This is a genomic window from Brevundimonas viscosa (assembly GCF_900116065.1).
Taxonomy (GTDB): domain Bacteria; phylum Pseudomonadota; class Alphaproteobacteria; order Caulobacterales; family Caulobacteraceae; genus Brevundimonas; species Brevundimonas viscosa.
Map to the genome: position 1 here is coordinate 592983 of NZ_FOZV01000001.1, position 14399 is coordinate 607381.

18 protein-coding genes are annotated in these 14399 nt (G+C 70.1%); 4 read left to right on the forward strand and 14 right to left on the reverse strand.

Going from position 1 to position 14399, the window contains the following annotated elements; genetic code table 11:
• Nucleotides 1–2 precede the first annotated feature (2 nt).
• The 4 genes from BM333_RS16320 to BM333_RS02925 form a co-directional block, all read right to left on the reverse strand.
• The gene (locus BM333_RS16320; protein WP_092307082.1) at nt 3–191 is read right to left on the reverse strand and encodes a four helix bundle protein; all 189 of its coding nucleotides are present in this window, start codon (nt 189–191) and stop codon (nt 3–5) included.
• A gap of 55 nt (nt 192–246) precedes the next feature.
• Nucleotides 247–690: a DUF350 domain-containing protein gene (locus BM333_RS02915; RefSeq protein ID WP_092307085.1), complete on the reverse strand. Its 444-nt coding sequence runs from the start codon at nt 688–690 to the stop codon at nt 247–249.
• A 106-nt stretch (nt 691–796) separates the two neighbouring features.
• On the reverse strand, nt 797–1954 hold the full coding sequence (gene rlmN, locus BM333_RS02920) for a dual-specificity RNA methyltransferase RlmN (protein ID WP_092307087.1): 1158 nt from the start codon (nt 1952–1954) through the stop codon (nt 797–799).
• A gap of 333 nt (nt 1955–2287) precedes the next feature.
• Nucleotides 2288–2698: a metallopeptidase family protein gene (locus tag BM333_RS02925; protein ID WP_092307089.1), complete on the reverse strand. Its 411-nt coding sequence runs from the start codon at nt 2696–2698 to the stop codon at nt 2288–2290.
• A gap of 224 nt (nt 2699–2922) precedes the next feature.
• Between BM333_RS02925 and BM333_RS02930 the strand changes: the two genes are divergently transcribed.
• Together BM333_RS02930 and BM333_RS02935 are read left to right on the forward strand one after the other, a co-directional pair.
• Nucleotides 2923–5274: an ATP-binding protein gene (locus tag BM333_RS02930; protein WP_092307092.1), complete on the forward strand. Its 2352-nt coding sequence runs from the start codon at nt 2923–2925 to the stop codon at nt 5272–5274.
• 88 nt (nt 5275–5362) lie between these two features.
• Nucleotides 5363–6217, forward strand: coding sequence for an HAD family hydrolase (locus BM333_RS02935; RefSeq protein ID WP_092307094.1), 855 nt, complete (start codon nt 5363–5365; stop codon nt 6215–6217).
• A 3-nt stretch (nt 6218–6220) separates the two neighbouring features.
• On the opposite strand, the gene BM333_RS02940 is transcribed toward BM333_RS02935, so the two are convergent.
• From BM333_RS02940 to sdhC, 8 genes are all read right to left on the reverse strand, one after another.
• Nucleotides 6221–6547, reverse strand: coding sequence for a PilZ domain-containing protein (locus tag BM333_RS02940; RefSeq protein WP_092307096.1), 327 nt, complete (start codon nt 6545–6547; stop codon nt 6221–6223).
• Entirely contained in the window at nt 6544–6744 is a 201-nt protein-coding gene (locus tag BM333_RS16075; RefSeq protein WP_245777116.1) for a hypothetical protein, read from the reverse strand. The genes BM333_RS02940 and BM333_RS16075 overlap by 4 nt, the downstream gene beginning before the upstream one ends.
• Before the next feature lie 596 nt (nt 6745–7340).
• The gene (locus tag BM333_RS02950; protein WP_092307100.1) at nt 7341–7661 is read right to left on the reverse strand and encodes a 2Fe-2S iron-sulfur cluster-binding protein; all 321 of its coding nucleotides are present in this window, start codon (nt 7659–7661) and stop codon (nt 7341–7343) included.
• Nucleotide 7662: 1 nt separating this feature from the next.
• Entirely contained in the window at nt 7663–8460 is a 798-nt protein-coding gene (locus BM333_RS02955) for a succinate dehydrogenase iron-sulfur subunit (protein WP_092307102.1), read from the reverse strand.
• 3 nt (nt 8461–8463) lie between these two features.
• A complete protein-coding gene (locus tag BM333_RS02960) occupies nt 8464–8862 on the reverse strand; it encodes a GFA family protein (protein WP_092307104.1) in 399 nt (132 codons plus the stop codon).
• Between the two features lies 1 nt (nt 8863).
• A complete protein-coding gene (sdhA, locus tag BM333_RS02965) occupies nt 8864–10648 on the reverse strand; it encodes a succinate dehydrogenase flavoprotein subunit (protein WP_092307106.1) in 1785 nt (594 codons plus the stop codon).
• Between the two features lie 3 nt (nt 10649–10651).
• Complete coding sequence (gene sdhD, locus BM333_RS02970) at nt 10652–11056, reverse strand: succinate dehydrogenase, hydrophobic membrane anchor protein (RefSeq protein ID WP_092307108.1); 405 nt, start codon at nt 11054–11056, stop codon at nt 10652–10654.
• Nucleotides 11053–11526 (reverse strand): succinate dehydrogenase, cytochrome b556 subunit, encoded by a 474-nt coding sequence (sdhC, locus tag BM333_RS02975; RefSeq protein ID WP_177221778.1) that lies wholly within the window; start codon nt 11524–11526, stop codon nt 11053–11055. Before sdhC ends, sdhD begins: the two co-directional genes overlap by 4 nt.
• Before the next feature lie 206 nt (nt 11527–11732).
• On the opposite strand from sdhC, the gene BM333_RS02980 reads away from it, so the two are divergent.
• Entirely contained in the window at nt 11733–12281 is a 549-nt protein-coding gene (locus tag BM333_RS02980; protein ID WP_092307110.1) for a hypothetical protein, read from the forward strand.
• Here BM333_RS02980 and BM333_RS02985 read toward each other — a convergent pair.
• Together BM333_RS02985 and BM333_RS02990 are read right to left on the reverse strand one after the other, a co-directional pair.
• The gene (locus BM333_RS02985; protein WP_092307112.1) at nt 12265–12690 is read right to left on the reverse strand and encodes an HIT domain-containing protein; all 426 of its coding nucleotides are present in this window, start codon (nt 12688–12690) and stop codon (nt 12265–12267) included. The two genes, BM333_RS02980 and BM333_RS02985, sit on opposite strands and share 17 nt — an antisense overlap.
• Before the next feature lie 41 nt (nt 12691–12731).
• Nucleotides 12732–13607: an SIMPL domain-containing protein gene (locus BM333_RS02990; protein ID WP_092307114.1), complete on the reverse strand. Its 876-nt coding sequence runs from the start codon at nt 13605–13607 to the stop codon at nt 12732–12734.
• A 233-nt stretch (nt 13608–13840) separates the two neighbouring features.
• Here BM333_RS02990 and BM333_RS02995 point away from each other — a divergent pair, with 233 nt between their 5' ends.
• A complete protein-coding gene (locus tag BM333_RS02995) occupies nt 13841–14395 on the forward strand; it encodes a peroxiredoxin (RefSeq protein WP_092307117.1) in 555 nt (184 codons plus the stop codon).
• Nucleotides 14396–14399 lie beyond the last annotated feature (4 nt).

The following is a 14399-nucleotide window of genomic DNA, read 5'->3' on the forward strand; positions in this document are numbered from 1 at the left end:
TTCTAGGGGCTAGGGGCTAGGTTCTGGGGGACGGCGAGGTTGGCCGGAATGGACGTCACTGCGCGGATCATCTGGCCGGAAATGCGATACTCCTCGTGTTTCGGCATCTGGCGCGTCAGCCGATAGACGGCCGCTGCCAAGGCCATGCCCTTCCTCCATACCATCAGGTCTCGGTACGAACGAACCGACATCCGGCCCCTCCCCGGAAGGCCCCCTGGAACCTAGCCCCTATAACCTAGCACCTTCTTACCCCGTCAGGGCCGCGGCGAGGATCAGCGCCGTGGCCAGCTTGGCGCCGACGAGCAGGACGGCGGCGGCGACCTCGCCCTCGCGGATGCGCTGCGGCAGGCCGGTGAGCAGGACGTCGACGATGCGGAAGGCGAGCAGTTGCAGGACCACGGTGGCGACGCCCCACAGGACGATGTCCTTCAGCGAGGTCGAGACGCTGAGGCTGACCGCCAGCGGGATCGACAGGCCCACCAGCACGCCGGCGAAGGCGACGGCGGCGGCCGCGTTGCCCTCGCGGATCAGGGCGATCTCCTTCCACGGCGTCATCAGGGCGTAGACCACCGCGCCAGCCAGCATCAGGACCAGGGTGACGCCCAGGTGGGCCAGGGTGGTCGGGAAGCCGGTGGCGAAGGCCTGGACTTCGGCGCTTTCGAGCAGGGGGGAGAGGGACGAGGAGTCCATGGGGGTCCGTGCAGGTGCAATCATGAATGGAGTGCCCGCTTTCCGCCGCATTCCGCAAGCGTCGCGGCGCCACACCCGGTCAAGATTGGTGTCCCTGTGTGACGGCTCAGGCCGCCGCCTGCTCCGCCTTGCGCAGGGCCGAGGCCCGCACCTTCTCGCTCTCGCTCTTGAGCTGGCCGCAGGCGGCGAGGATGTCGCGGCCGCGCGGGGTGCGGATCGGCGAAGCGTAGCCGGCCCGGTTGAGGATGGCGGCAAAGGCCTCGATCGTCTTCCAGTCCGAGCACTGGTAGTCCGTGCCCGGCCAGGGGTTGAACGGGATCAGGTTGATCTTGGCTGGAATGCCCTGGATCAGCCTGACCAGGGCCCGCGCCTCGTCGGGGCTGTCGTTGACGCCCTTCAGCATGACGTATTCGAAGGTCACGCGCCGCGCGTTGCCGAGGCCGGGATAGGCGCGGATGGCGGCCATCAGCTGCTCGAGCGGGTACTTTTTGTTCAGCGGCACCAGCTGGTCGCGCAGCGGGTCGTTGGTGGCGTGCAGGCTGATGGCCAGCATGGTCTGGGTGCGCTCGCCCAGCTCGGGGATCATCGGCACCACGCCCGAGGTCGAGACGGTGATGCGCCGGCGCGAGATGGCGATGCCCTCGCCGTCGGAGATGATGTCGATGGCGTTGGCGACGTGGTCCAGATTGTAGAGTGGCTCGCCCATGCCCATGAACACGATGTTCGACAGGCGGCGGTCTTCCTTGGGTGAGGGCCATTCGCCGAGGTCGTCGCGCGCGACCTGGACCTGGGCCACGATTTCGGCAGCGGTCAGGTTGCGGACCAGCTTCTGGGTGCCGGTGTGGCAGAAGGTGCAGTTCAGGGTGCAACCGACCTGGCTCGACACGCAAAGCGCCCCGGCCCGGCCGACGTCGGGGATGTAGACGGTTTCAATCTCGATGCCCGGGGCGGTGCGGATCAGCCATTTGCGGGTGCCGTCCTTCGACACCTGGCGCTCGACGATCTCGGGCCGGGCGAGGGTGAAGGCCTCGGCCAGCTTCGCGCGCACGTCCTTGCCGATGTCGCTCATGCCGGCGAAGTCGGTCAGCCCGTAGTGGTGGATCCAGCGCCACACCTGCGACGCCCGCATGCGCGCCTTCTCGGGCGGGCAGATGTCGGCCGCGACCAGCGCCTCGCGCAGCTCGTCGCGCGTCAGACCGGACAGGTTGACGGGCGCTGCGGCGGCGGCGGCGGGCGTGCGCGAGAGATCGAGCGTCAGGCTCAAGGGCGGAGTCCTTCGGGCGGCGGGAGGCGGGGCTTATACCACAGAACGGGCTGGTTTTAAGGCGAGGGGTCGAACGGCCCCCGAGGTCGGCCCGGCGGCAGGGCGCGCTGGGGGCGGGCGGTCTGAGTGAGAAAAAAAGAGTCCGATCTGTCCGCACCGTCCGCATCGACCCCAATAAAATCAATGGGTGAATGATTTTCGTCCGGGTAAAAAGAAGTGATATTCTCTCCGGGTGCAATGCAGAGGCTGCTGGGGTTTCCCTCGCCCCCCCGACGGGAAGCGAAACATGCCGGGACGTCAAAAGCGGACGCAGGCCCCTTCGTCGGCGGGGGCTCAGTCCGCCGACTCCTCGATATGGTGGATCTGGTCGTCGTCGAGGCCGAAATGGTGGCCGATCTCGTGGATCAGGACGTGGGCGATGATCTCGTCGAGGCCGACGTCGCCGCGCTCGCACCATTCGTCGAGGATCGGGCGACGGTAGAGGAAAATGCGGGCGGGCTCCGCCGCCGGACCCATCTCGTCGCGGCGGCCGATGTCGACGCCGGAGTAGAGGCCGGTCAGTTCGAACGGGTCCTCCATGTCCATGGCGGCGAGGGTCTCGTCGTCGGCGAAGTCGTCGACGCGGATGACCACGTCTCCGGCGAGCGTCCGGAACGGATCGGGCAGATCGTCGAAGGCGGCGCGCGCGAGGCGTGCGAAGTCGTCGAGGGACGGGGCAGTCTGGTTGGTCCACGGCAAGGGCATGGCCGATAAGTGAGCAGGCCGGAGGCAACAGGCAACAGGCAGCAGGCAGCAGGCAGCTGGCGACTGGCGGCAGGGACAAGGCGGGGCAGGCGAGCGAGCGTCGCCGGTCCGTCCCGGCTTCGGTCCTGGCGCCTGTTGCCTGTTTCCTGCCGCCTCGCCACTCGCCACCCCCGCCTCATCAGGTATGGTTATCGAATCAGGGCGCGGGAGCTGAACGGGACCAGATGGCGGAAGCCGACATCGCCTATGTCGCGACCGCGGGCGCCGCGGGGCTGGCTCTGGCGCTCAGCGCCTGGGCGGCGCGGCTGCGCGGGCGGCTGGCCGAGCGGAACGCGGCGCTGGAGACGGCCATGGCCGCCACGCGGGTCGATCTCGCCCACCGCGACGGCGCCCTGGCGGCGTTCGAGGATGTGCGCCTGGCGCTGACTCCCGGCGGCGGCGCCGCCCGGCTCGGCGCCCCGGCCACCTGGGATGCCTTGCTGAAGGAACTCGCCACCGCCGAAGACGTCGCCGACGATCCGGCGCTGGTGGTCCTCGACGCCGTGCGCGAGGTCGCCGGCCCCCGTCTGGACGCCCTGATCGAACGCGGCGAACCGTTCGACGCGGTCATGGAAGGCGCCGCCGGAGCCTGGGCCGTCGAGGGGCGGTCGGCGGCCGGCGCGGCATGGCTCAGGCTGTCGCGGCTGGGTCTTGTCGGCACCGCGGCCGAAAGCGGGCTGGGCCTGCTGGCCGACTTCTATCCCTCGCCGACCTGGGTGGTCGACGCGGCCGGTCGGCTGGCCTGGGCCAACCGGGCGTGGCTGGCCGAGATGAAGGTCGAGAGTGTCGAGACGGCGCGCGAGAAGGGGCTGAGCTTCGACCGCGGCGCCGACGCCATCGTCGCCGAGGCGGGACGGCTGCACCAGCGCCAGGAGGGCTTCCGCTGGACCACGGGCGGCGGGCGGCGGCGGGCGTGGCGGATCGTGGCCGAGCCGGCGCCCGGCGGGGCCGGGGCGGTGCTGGCCTTCGCGCTGGACATGACCGAGGCCGAGGAGACCCGCGACACCCTGCGCCGCCACGTCGAGGCGCACGACGAGACCCTGAACCACCTCGCCGACGCCGTGGCCATCTTCGGCCCGTCGAAGCGGCTGGCCTTCCACAACACCGCCTTCCAGCAACTGTTCAGCCTCGATCCGGCCTGGCTCGACGAGCGGCCGACACACGCCGAGTTGCTGGACCGGCTGCGCCAGCGGCGTCAGCTGCCGGAGGTGGTCGACTACGCCGGCTGGAAGACCCGCGAGCTCGACTTCTACGGGGCGTCGGCGGCGGCCCCCGACGACAGCTGGTCCCTGCCCGACGGCCGGACCCTGCGGGTGGTGCGCCAGCCGCACCCCCTGGGCGGGGTGCTGCTGTTGTTCTCGGACATCACCGACGAGCTGAAGCTGCGCAGTCGCTTCAACGCGCAGCTGCAGGTGCAGACCGCCACCCTCGACAAGCTCAACGACGCCGTGGCGGTGTTCGGCTCCGACGGCCGCATCCGGCTGCACAACGAGGCCTTCGAGGCCTTCTGGGGCGTCACGGGCGAGCAGTTGCGGACCGCCGGCGATTTCGACGCCGTCGCCGCCCTGTGCCAGCAGACCATGCCCGACCCCAGCCTGTGGCTGGGGCTGAAGGCGCGGGTCGCCGATCCGGACCCCGAAAGCCGGGTGCCGATCTCGGGCGAGGGGCGCACCGCCGACGGCCGCGTGGCGGCGTGGCAGACCCGGCCGTTGCCGGACGGGGCGACGCTGGTGGCCTTCTCGGACGTGACGGCGCGGCGCGAACTGGAGCAGGCGCTGGCGGCCAAGGCGGCGGCGCTGGAGGAGAGCCAGGCGCTGAAGCGGGAGTTCGTGGGCAGCGTCTCCTACGAATTGCGCACCCCGCTGACCACCATCGTCGGCTATTCGGAACTGCTCGAGGCGCAGACCGATCTGCCGGAGCGCAGCCGCCAGCACGCCGGGGCGATCCGGGTGGCGGCGAGCCAGCTGGCCGACTCGATCGACGACGTTCTGGACATGGCCCAGATCGACGCCGGCGAGATGGAGCTGGCCCTGGGGGATGTTCGCGTCTGCGACCTGATGGATGAGGCGGCCGCCCGGGCGCGGGCGCGGATCGAGGGACGCGGCGCGGTTCTGAGCGTGCATTGTCCTGCGGGCCTGCGTCCGATCCGGGCCGACGCCCAGCGGGTCGAACAGGCGCTGGAGCTGCTGCTCGACAACGCCGCCCGCGCCGTCGGCGAAGGCGGCGCCGTGACCCTGTCGGCCGAGAGCGGCCCGGCCGAGGTGCGGATCCGGGTCGAGGACACCGGCCGCGGCATCCCCTACCACCTGCAGGCCCACGTCTTCGATCGCTTCGTGCGCCGCGAGCGGGGCGGCCCCGGGGTCGGCCTCGCCCTGGTCAAGGCGCTGGTCGAGCTGCACGGAGGCTGGGCCGAGGTGGAGAGCGAGCCGGGCAAGGGCGCGGCCTTCATCCTTCACCTGCCGCTGGAGGCGCAGACCGCCGCTGCGGCCCCCGAGCTGGGGCTTGGTCCCGACTGGCGCATGGCGGGCGTCGACTGAAGCGAGTCGGACCCGCCTTTGACTCCGCCCCCGCGGCTCACTAACGAGCAGCCCTTCGCCTCCACGCGCCCCGGCGTCGGAACCTGCCATGGCCAAGCTGCTCAAGACCGCCCTCATCTACGACTTCGACGGGACCCTCGCCCGCGGCAACATGCAGGAGGTCAGCTTCATCCCCTCGGTCGGGATGGAGAAGGGCGCCTTCTGGGACGAGGCCGAGCGGCTGACGCGGGTCGCCGACGGCGACGGCATCCTGATGTACATGCAGCTGATGCTGAGCCATGCGCGCGCCAACGGCTCGCCGATCACACGCGCCATGCTGCGCGAGCACGGCCATGACGTGAAGCTGTTCGACGGGCTGAAGTCCGACCTGACCGGCCCCGGCTGGTTCGACCGCATCGACGCCCTGGGCGCCAGGTATGGGCTGGAGATCGAGCACTACATCATCTCGGCCGGGCTGGAGGAGATGATCGATGGCTGCCCGATCCGCGAGGCCTTCCGCCACGTGTTCGCGTCGAAGTTCGTCTATGACGACGAAGGCGTGGCGATCTGGCCGGCGGTGGGGGTGAACTACACCACCAAGACCCAGTACCTGTTCCGCATCAACAAGGGCGTGCTGAACCATTACGAGCACGACAAGATCAACCGCTTCATCCCCGACGAGGTGCGGCCGGTGCCGTTCGAGCGGATGATCTTCCTCGGCGACGGCGACACCGACGTGCCGACCATGAAGATGATGCACACCAAGGGCGGCTTCTCGATCGCCGTCTACGACCCGCGCAACTCCGAGCGCGACCAGCAGAAGATCTACAGCCTGATCTCCGAGGACCGGGTCAACTTCGTCGCCGCGGCCGACTACCGCGAAGGCTCGGCGCTGGACCTGATCGTCAAGGGCCTGATCGGCCGCATCGCCATCAACGCCGGGACCATGCCGGAAGGCGTCTGAGTCCTACCGGCCGCCGGCGCGGAGGAACGCGGCCCGGGCCGCCGCGAGGCGGGAGGGAACGAGACCGCGCAGGGAGGCCTGGCCGCGACGCTTGAGGCCGGCCTCCTGACCCTTGCTCCACGCGACGTCAGCCTCGATGACCACGCCCTGGGCGAGGTCGATCAGCTGGACGGTCGGCGGCAGGGCGAGCTTGCGGTCGAGGCGGACGCGCAGGCCCGAGGCGGAGGCGTCGACGATCCGGCAGGGCAGCTCCAGACCCGGGGCGACCACGACGCCGCGTACCGCGGCGGGCGTGCGGGGTTCGAAGCGGCGATCGGAGGGCTGACTCATTGCGGCGCTGATACGGGCAGACGGTTTCGATCCAGTTGCACGGTCACGCCGGCGCGGACGCCGCCTGCCAGCATGCGCCGGGTGATGCGCTCGAAATACTGGATGAAGCCGGCGAGACGACGGCGCTCCTCGTGCGGCAGATCGTCCGGGGCGACGCCGAGCAGGTCGGCTTCCTGCTGGCAGCGCCAGTCGAGCACCACCTCGAAGCCGGGCGCGCGCAGGAACAGCAGGGCGTCGAAGCGGGCGGCGAAGGCGGCGTAGGGGCCGGCGACCTGCGCGTCGACCCACCGCCGCCAGCGACCGTCGGTGTCGTGGTCGCGCTCCAGCGCATTGGCCGGGACGGCGAGGGCGGCCTCGTCCTCGGCCGCCGCGCCCAGGCACCAGGCGTCGATGAGGATGGCCGACGGCCGGCCGCGGAAGCGGCGCCAGCGCTCGACCGGCCAGCGGTCGTCGCCGCGCTTGTCGAAGTCGGGGATCAGGGTCTCGTCCCCCGGGCCGGCGATCGAGAGACGGTCGATCAGGTCCTGCAGCAGCGTGAGGTCGTGCGTCCCCGGCGGCCCGCGGGTGAGCAGCAGCGGATGGACGTCGCGGGCCAGCGCCTCGCGCTCGGCCCGGGTCAGGTAGACGTCGTCGATCGAGATCTGGACGGCGTCGAAACGGACGGCCGCGGCGCGGGCGAGGGTGGTCTTGCCGGACCCCTGCGCGCCGACGATCCCGATCCGCGGCGGACGATCCTTCGGTCCGTCGGCGATGAGCCGGCCGACGAGGTCGACCAGGTCCGGATTGGCGCGGCTCAGTGCTGGCTTTCCGGCAGGCGGACGATCAGGCCGTCAAGGTCGTCCGAGACGCGGATCTGGCACGACAGGCGGCTGTTGGGCTGCACGTTTTCGGCGAAGTCGAGCATCGACTCCTCCATCGCCGAGGCGCGGCCGGTCTCGGCCTGGAAGGCCTCGTCTACATAGACGTGACAGGTGGCGCAGGCGCAGGCGCCGCCGCAGTCGGCGTCGATGCCCGGCACATTGTTGCGGATCGCCCCCTCCATCACGGAGAGGCCGGTCTTCACCTCGACCGTGTGCTCGGTCCCGTCGTGTTCGATGTAGGTGATCTTCGCCACGTCAGGCCGGCTGCTTCTTGCGCGACGGCGAGACCATCAGCTTCTTGGTCTCGGCGATGGCCTTGGCCGGGTTCAGGCCCTTCGGGCACACCTGGGCGCAGTTCATGATGGTGTGGCAGCGGTAGAGCTTGAACGGGTCCTCGAGGTCGTCGAGCCGCTTGTCCGTGGCGTCGTCGCGGCTGTCGGCGATCCAGCGGTAGGACTGCAGCAGGGCGGCCGGGCCGAGGTAGTCGGTCTGGTTCCACCAGTAACTGGGGCAGCTGGTCGAGCAGCAGGCGCACAGGATGCACTCGTAGAGGCCGTCCAGCTTCGCCCGCTCTTCCGGCGTCTGCAACCGCTCCTTCTCCGGGTCCGGCTCGTCAGACTGGAGGTAGGGCTGGATCGAGTCGTACTGGGCGTAGAACAGGGTCAGGTCGGTGACCAGGTCCTTGACCACCGGCTGGTGCGGCAGCGGGGCGATGGCGATGGTCGAGGAGGAGCACTCCTCCCAGCCTTTGGTGCAGGCCAGGGTGTTGCGCCCGTCGATGTTCATCGAGCACGAGCCGCAAATGCCCTCGCGGCACGAGCGCCGGAAGGTCAGGGTCGGGTCGATCTCGTTCTTGATGTGGATCAGGGCGTCCAGCAGCATCGGCCCGTGGTCGTCGGCCGAGACCTCGTAGACGTCCCAGCGCGGGTCGGCGTCGACCTCGGGATCGTAGCGGTAGACCTTGTAGGTCTTGACGTTCTTCGCGCCCGGCGGGGCCTTGTGGACCTTGCCGGTCGTGGGCTTCGAGCCTTTGGGGAGGGTGAGCTGGACCATGGATCAGGCTTCTGTCGGTCGGCGGTCAAGGTCGTCGGGCAGGGCGTGGGCGGCGGCCATCCACGGGAGACGGCTGCGCACCCAGATCTGCTCGACCGGAGGCGCGGCCTCCGGATCGTCGAGGCTGGCGGTGGTGAGGTCGATGCGGTCGCCGTAGGCGGCGTCCTTGAAGGTGATCTGCGTCCCGCAGCGGCCGCAGAAGGTGCGCACGGCGTGGTCCGACGAGGCGTAGGTCGCCGGCTCCCCGGTGAGGCGCAGGGCGCTTTCGCGGACGGTGAACCAAGCCACGGCCGGCGCGCCGGTGGTCCGGCGGCACAGCTCGCAATGGCAGAGGGCGCGCTCGAACGGCGCGTCGGCCGTCTCGTAGCGCACGCTCCCGCAATGGCAGCCGCCGGTCAGCACGTCAGTACACCCGCGCCTTGGGCTCGATGTACGAGACCTCGTCCGACATGGTGTAGTTGTGCACCGGCCGGTAGTCGATGCGCACCGTCTCGCCGGGGACCTTCCAGGCGAGGGTGTGCTTCATCCAGTTGACGTCGTCGCGGTCGGGGAAGTCCTCGCGGGCGTGGGCGCCGCGCGACTCGGTGCGGTTCAGCGCCCCCTCGATGGTGACCATCGCCTGCGCGATCAGGTTGTCGTACTCGAGCGTCTCGACGAGGTCGGTGTTCCAGATCAGGCCGCGGTCGGTGGTCTTGATGTCGGCGCCCGCGGCGTCGATGGCGCGCAGCTTCTGCACGCCTTCCTCCAGCGTCCGCCCGGTGCGGAACACGGCGGCGTCCGACTGCATGGCGCGCTGCATCTCGACGCGCAGCTTCGCCGTCGGCGTCGAGCCGTTCGCATGGCGGAAGCGGTCGAGGCGGGCGAGGTGGGCGTCGGTCGCCGAGGCGGGGGCGTCCGGCACGGCCGAGGCCTTGTCGACGATCTCGCCCGTGCGCAGGCCGGCGGCGCGGCCGAACACCACCAGGTCGGTGAGCGAGTTGGAGCCCAGGCGGTTGGCGCCGTGCACCGACACGCAGGCCGCCTCGCCGACGGCCATCAGGCCGGGGACGACGGCGTCGGGGTCGCCGTCGCGCAGGGTCAGCACCTCGCCGTGATAGTTCGTGGGGATGCCGCCCATGTTGTAGTGCACGGTCGGCAGCACCGGGATCGGGGCCTTGGTCACGTCGACGCCGGCGAAGATCTTGGCCGACTCCGAGATGCCCGGCAGCCGCTCGTGCAGGATGGCCGGGTCGAGGTGGTCGAGGTGCAGGAAGATGTGGTCCTTGTTCGGACCCACGCCGCGACCCTCGCGGATCTCGATCGTCATGGAGCGGCTGACCATGTCGCGCGGCGCGAGGTCCTTCACGGTCGGCGCATAGCGCTCCATGAAGCGCTCGCCTTCCGAATTGGTCAGGTAGCCGCCCTCGCCGCGGGCGCCCTCGGTGATCAGGCAGCCGGCGCCGTAGATGCCGGTCGGGTGGAACTGCACGAACTCCATGTCCTGCAGCGGCAGGCCGGCGCGCAGCACCATGGCGTTGCCGTCGCCGGTGCAGGTGTGGGCGGAGGTGGCCGAGAAATAGGCGCGGCCGTAGCCGCCGGTGGCCAGGATGACCAGCTTGGCGCGGAAACGGTGCAGGGTGCCGTCGTCCAGCTTGAGCGCGGTCAGGCCGGTGCAGACGCCGTCCTGCATGATCAGGTCGAGGCCGAAATATTCGACGAAGAACTCGACCTCGCGGCGCACCGACTGGCCGTACAGGGTGTGCAGGATGGCGTGGCCGGTACGGTCGGCGGCGGCGCAGGTGCGCTGCACCGGGCCCTCGCCGAAGTTGCGGGTCATGCCGCCGAAGGCGCGCTGGTAGATGCGGCCGTCCTCGGTGCGGCTGAACGGCACGCCCCAGTGCTCGAGCTCGTAGACGGCCTTGGGGGCGTTGCGGACGAGGTATTCGATGGCGTCCTGGTCGCCGAGCCAGTCCGACCCCTTGACGGTGTCGTACATGTGCCACTGCCAGGAGTCCTCGCCCATGTTGCCGAGCGAGGCGGAGATGCCGCCCTGGGCCGCGACGGTGTGCGAGCGGGTCGGGAAGACCTTGGTGACGCAGGCGACCTTCAGCCCCTGCTGGGCGGCGCCGAGGGCGGCGCGCAGGCCGGAGCCGCCGGCTCCGAGCACGACGACGTCATAGGCGTGATCGACGAATTCGTAGGCGGCCAAAGATCAGGCTCCGAGACCGGCCGGGAGCGGGGCCGAGCCCAGCGCCAGGCGCACGATGAAGAAGACGCCGGCCGCGGCCAGCAGGAGGCAGAGGGCGCCGATGAGGCCGAGCAGGGCGGTGCGCGACGACGGCTTGTGGATGTAGTCGTCGACGATGACCTTCAGGCCCATGTTCATGTGCCAGACGGAGATCAGCAGGGTGATCGCCAGCAGCGTGGCGTTGATGGGCGAGCGGAACCAGCCGAGCGCGCCGTCGTAGCCGGCGCCCGACAGGGCCCAGGCGCTCCACAGGCCCCACAAGGCCAGCGGGATCAACACGAGAGAAGACAGGCGCTCGGCCTTCCACTCACCGGCGCCTTCGCGCTCGGAGACCTTGACGTGTTTCACGTAACGGGCGGGCTTGCTCACAGGACCACCTTCCCGGTCGCGAACAGGACGATCCAGAAGCCGACGGCGATGACCCCGGCCGCGACGAGGCTGACGACGGTCAGGCTGTTGGCCGCCTTCGGGGTGAGGCCCGAGCCGGCGTCCCATACCAGGTGCCGGATGCCGGCCGTCAGGTGATAGGCGGCGGCAAGGGTGATCCCGAACCAGATCAGCAGGCCCAGCGGCGAGCCCATGATCGACGCGAACCAGGCATAGGCGTCCGGTCCGAAGGCCGCGGCGGCCAGCCAGGCGCCGATAAACACCGTGCCGACCGAGAGCGCCCCGGCGGCGAAGCGGTTGAGGATCGAGCCCCACATGGTGATGTGGAAGCGCCAGATCTGAAGATGGGGCGACAGGGGCCGTACGCGGCCGTTGGGCTGACGCACGAAACGGCCGCTCTGGTCGGTCGTCGGATCGTTGGAGGCGTCGCCCGGGAGGGGAGAGCTCGACATGATGCGAATGGTTCTCAAAAACCCGAGCGAAATCAGCCGCCCGCTATCGGTGCACTGGCTTTAGTCAGCGCGAGGCAGGGGGTCAACGCGGCCAAGGCGTCGCGGCCCTGTCGCGGGGATGGGACAATCATCGCGCCCCGCAGCCGGGTTCCGCGCCGGGCCGGCGGCGCTTGCCGTCAGGCCGGAATGACGGCAGCCTCGCTCTCATGTCGGGGATCATCGCAGCCGCCGTGGCGGTCCTGCTGCAACAGGCGGGGCCGCATCCGTCCACCCAGGCGCTCTACGAGCCGCCGGCGATCCGGCCGTTCGAGCCGCCGTCCGATTTCGGACGCGAGGTCGCGGAAGGCGACGGCGCGGGCGAAGCGCAACGCCGGCCGCTGGAGGCGCCGGTCACCGTCGACTCCTATGTGCGCTCCTACGAGGCGAGTCCGGCCGACGCCGAGGTCGCCTACGACCAGGGCGTGGCCTCCGCCGAGATCCGCGCGGACCAGGCGGCGGGGCCGCTGGACGGCTACTGGCGGGTCATGGATGAGGACGGAGCCGTGCTCTTCGATCTGGTGCTGAGCGATGCCGGAGCACGGATCGAGGGCGGCTGGCGAGGACCGGACGGCGCCGGCGCCGCAGAGGCCGTGGACGGGAGCCTGCGCCTGGAAGGCCTTGGGACCGCCAGGCTGGAGCGCGCGGGCGAGACCTGGCGTGCTCGGCTCCGCGCCGACGGGCGTACGCGGACGGTGACGCTCACCCGCCTCCGCTGAGCCGCAGGCCCGACAGGATTCGCTGCAGGGTCGGCGCGTCCCAGGGTGTTGCGCCCCCCCGGCCCCAGACCGGATCCGGCCACAGGCCGTCGTCATGCCGGCGACCCACGACGTGGACGTGCAACTGCGGCGTAACGTTGCCAAGGGCGGCGACGTTGAGCTTCTCGACCGGCCGGCCGGTCAACTCGCCGATGGCGCGGACCTGCTGTCCGGCGCTTGCGACCTCCTCGATCAGCGCCGCCCGGCCCGCAGGGTCCAGATCTTCCAGTTCGTGCAGCCCCGCGTGGCGCGGGATGAGGATCAGCCACGGGAAGCGCGCATCGTCCTGGACGCGTACATGGCAGAGGGGCCAATCAACTGCGGCGACGGACCCGGACCCGAACGCCGGGTTGACGTGAAAAGCATACATCGCCTTCCGGTTGCGTGATCGGACCACCGCCGTCAACCCCATCAATTCAGGGCGTAAACCACGCAGGCCTGGTCGGTGAGCTCGCGCAGCGGCGGTTGCAGGGCGAGGCGGGCCGACTCGATCTGCTGTTCGGTCGGCGCGGCGGCTCCCCGGGCCATGACAGGCGCCGGCGGCGGGGGCGGCGGCGGGACGAAGGCCGGGGCGTAGTCCACGTCGGTGGCGAGGCCGCTCGATCCATAGGCGGGCCAGCCGGCCAGCACGTCGGTTTCGCAGGCCCGTCCGGTCGGGTCGATCACGCGCACCGCGCCGAGGCCGGCGCCGGCGTTCGAGGCCGCCTCGCGCGCCCGGCGGGCGGCGTCGCGCACGGCTTCGCCCTGGAGCCAGGTCTTCACGGCGTTGTCGGGCTCGAGGTTGAAGGAGACCTGGCCGATCGAGGTCGGCTGCGACGCCACGACCGTGGCGTAGACGCGCTCGAGCACGCGCATGTCCCGGACCGTGATGCTGACCGAAGCGTCGGCCTGGTAGCGCTCGATGCGGTCGGCGCGAACGTTGTCGCGAAGCACGCCGTTCTCGTCCCGATACTGGTCGTAGAGAGGGCGGGTGGTGACAGTGGTCTCCACCCGGACCGCGTCGACCCCGTAGGCGCCGAGCGCCTGGCTGAGGGCGCGGATCTGGTCGGCCGCCTTCGCCGAGGCGTCGGCGGCGCTGCGGTCGATGGACTGGAACGACGCCCCGAAGGCCGCGCGGTTGGCGGCGACCTGGGTGCGCACGTGGCCGATCGACGCGATCACCGGATCCCGCATCCACCAGGGGGCGGGGACGTAGCGCTCTCCGATGGTGGCCGGCGGAGTCTGCGCCACGGCCAGGGCCGGCGCGGCGGCGGCGGCGACGAGAACGGCAGCGAGTAGATGACGCATCGTGGAGCTCCCTCTTCGTTGCGCCACCGTGGCCGTGCCGCGCGCGCTCGTAAAGGCCCGGCGGGATGATCGTCAGACGCTGTCAGCCTATGATGATCATAAGAACTATCTATGGACAAATCGCCTTTGGTATCATTGACTTTGTGCACTGCACGAGCCATTTCGCGGTCGCGGCGCCGCTCCCCCGGCGCTCCACGGATTTCCATTCAGACAATCGTTCGAGGAGAACAGCCATGCTGAGCGTCGGTCAGAAACTGCCTGAGTTCAAGATCATCGGCGTGAAGCCGGGCTTCAACAGCCACGAGGAAAACGGCGTCTCGGCCTTCGAGCCGGTCACCGAGAAGAGCTTCGAGGGCAAGTGGAAGGTCATCTTCTTCTACCCGAAGGACTTCACCTTCGTGTGCCCGACCGAGATCGCGGAATTCGCCAAGCTCGGGAAGGACTTCGAGGACCGCGACACCGTGGTGCTCGGCGGCTCGACCGACAACGAGTTCACCAAGCTGGCCTGGCGGCGTGATCACGCCGACCTCGACAAGCTGCCGATCTGGCAGTTCGCCGACAACGGCGGCAAGCTGGCCCGCGCCCTCGGCGTCCTCGACGAGGAAGAGGGCGTCGCCCTGCGCGCCACCTTCGTGGTCGACCCGCACAACGTCATCCAGCACGTCTACGTCACCAACCTGAACGTCGGCCGCGCGCCGGCGGACACCCTGCGTGTCGTCGACGCCCTGCAGACCGACGAGCTGTGCGCCTGCAACCGCCCGGTGGGCGGCGAGACCCTGGCGGCGTAACAGT

Coding starts and splice junctions, on each gene's coding strand:
- BM333_RS16320 (WP_092307082.1), bottom strand. CDS start 191: ATGTCGGTTCGTTCGTACCGAGACCTGATGGTATGGAGGAAGGGCATG.
- BM333_RS02915 (WP_092307085.1), bottom strand. CDS start 690: ATGGACTCCTCGTCCCTCTCCCCCCTGCTCGAAAGCGCCGAAGTCCAG.
- BM333_RS02925 (WP_092307089.1), bottom strand. CDS start 2,698: ATGCCCTTGCCGTGGACCAACCAGACTGCCCCGTCCCTCGACGACTTC.
- BM333_RS02930 (WP_092307092.1), top strand. CDS start 2,923: ATGGCGGAAGCCGACATCGCCTATGTCGCGACCGCGGGCGCCGCGGGG.
- BM333_RS02935 (WP_092307094.1), top strand. CDS start 5,363: ATGGCCAAGCTGCTCAAGACCGCCCTCATCTACGACTTCGACGGGACC.
- BM333_RS02940 (WP_092307096.1), bottom strand. CDS start 6,547: ATGAGTCAGCCCTCCGATCGCCGCTTCGAACCCCGCACGCCCGCCGCG.
- BM333_RS02955 (WP_092307102.1), bottom strand. CDS start 8,460: ATGGTCCAGCTCACCCTCCCCAAAGGCTCGAAGCCCACGACCGGCAAG.
- sdhC (WP_177221778.1), bottom strand. CDS start 11,526: ATGTCGAGCTCTCCCCTCCCGGGCGACGCCTCCAACGATCCGACGACC.
- BM333_RS02980 (WP_092307110.1), top strand. CDS start 11,733: ATGTCGGGGATCATCGCAGCCGCCGTGGCGGTCCTGCTGCAACAGGCG.
- BM333_RS02985 (WP_092307112.1), bottom strand. CDS start 12,690: ATGTATGCTTTTCACGTCAACCCGGCGTTCGGGTCCGGGTCCGTCGCC.
- BM333_RS02990 (WP_092307114.1), bottom strand. CDS start 13,607: ATGCGTCATCTACTCGCTGCCGTTCTCGTCGCCGCCGCCGCCGCGCCG.
- BM333_RS02995 (WP_092307117.1), top strand. CDS start 13,841: ATGCTGAGCGTCGGTCAGAAACTGCCTGAGTTCAAGATCATCGGCGTG.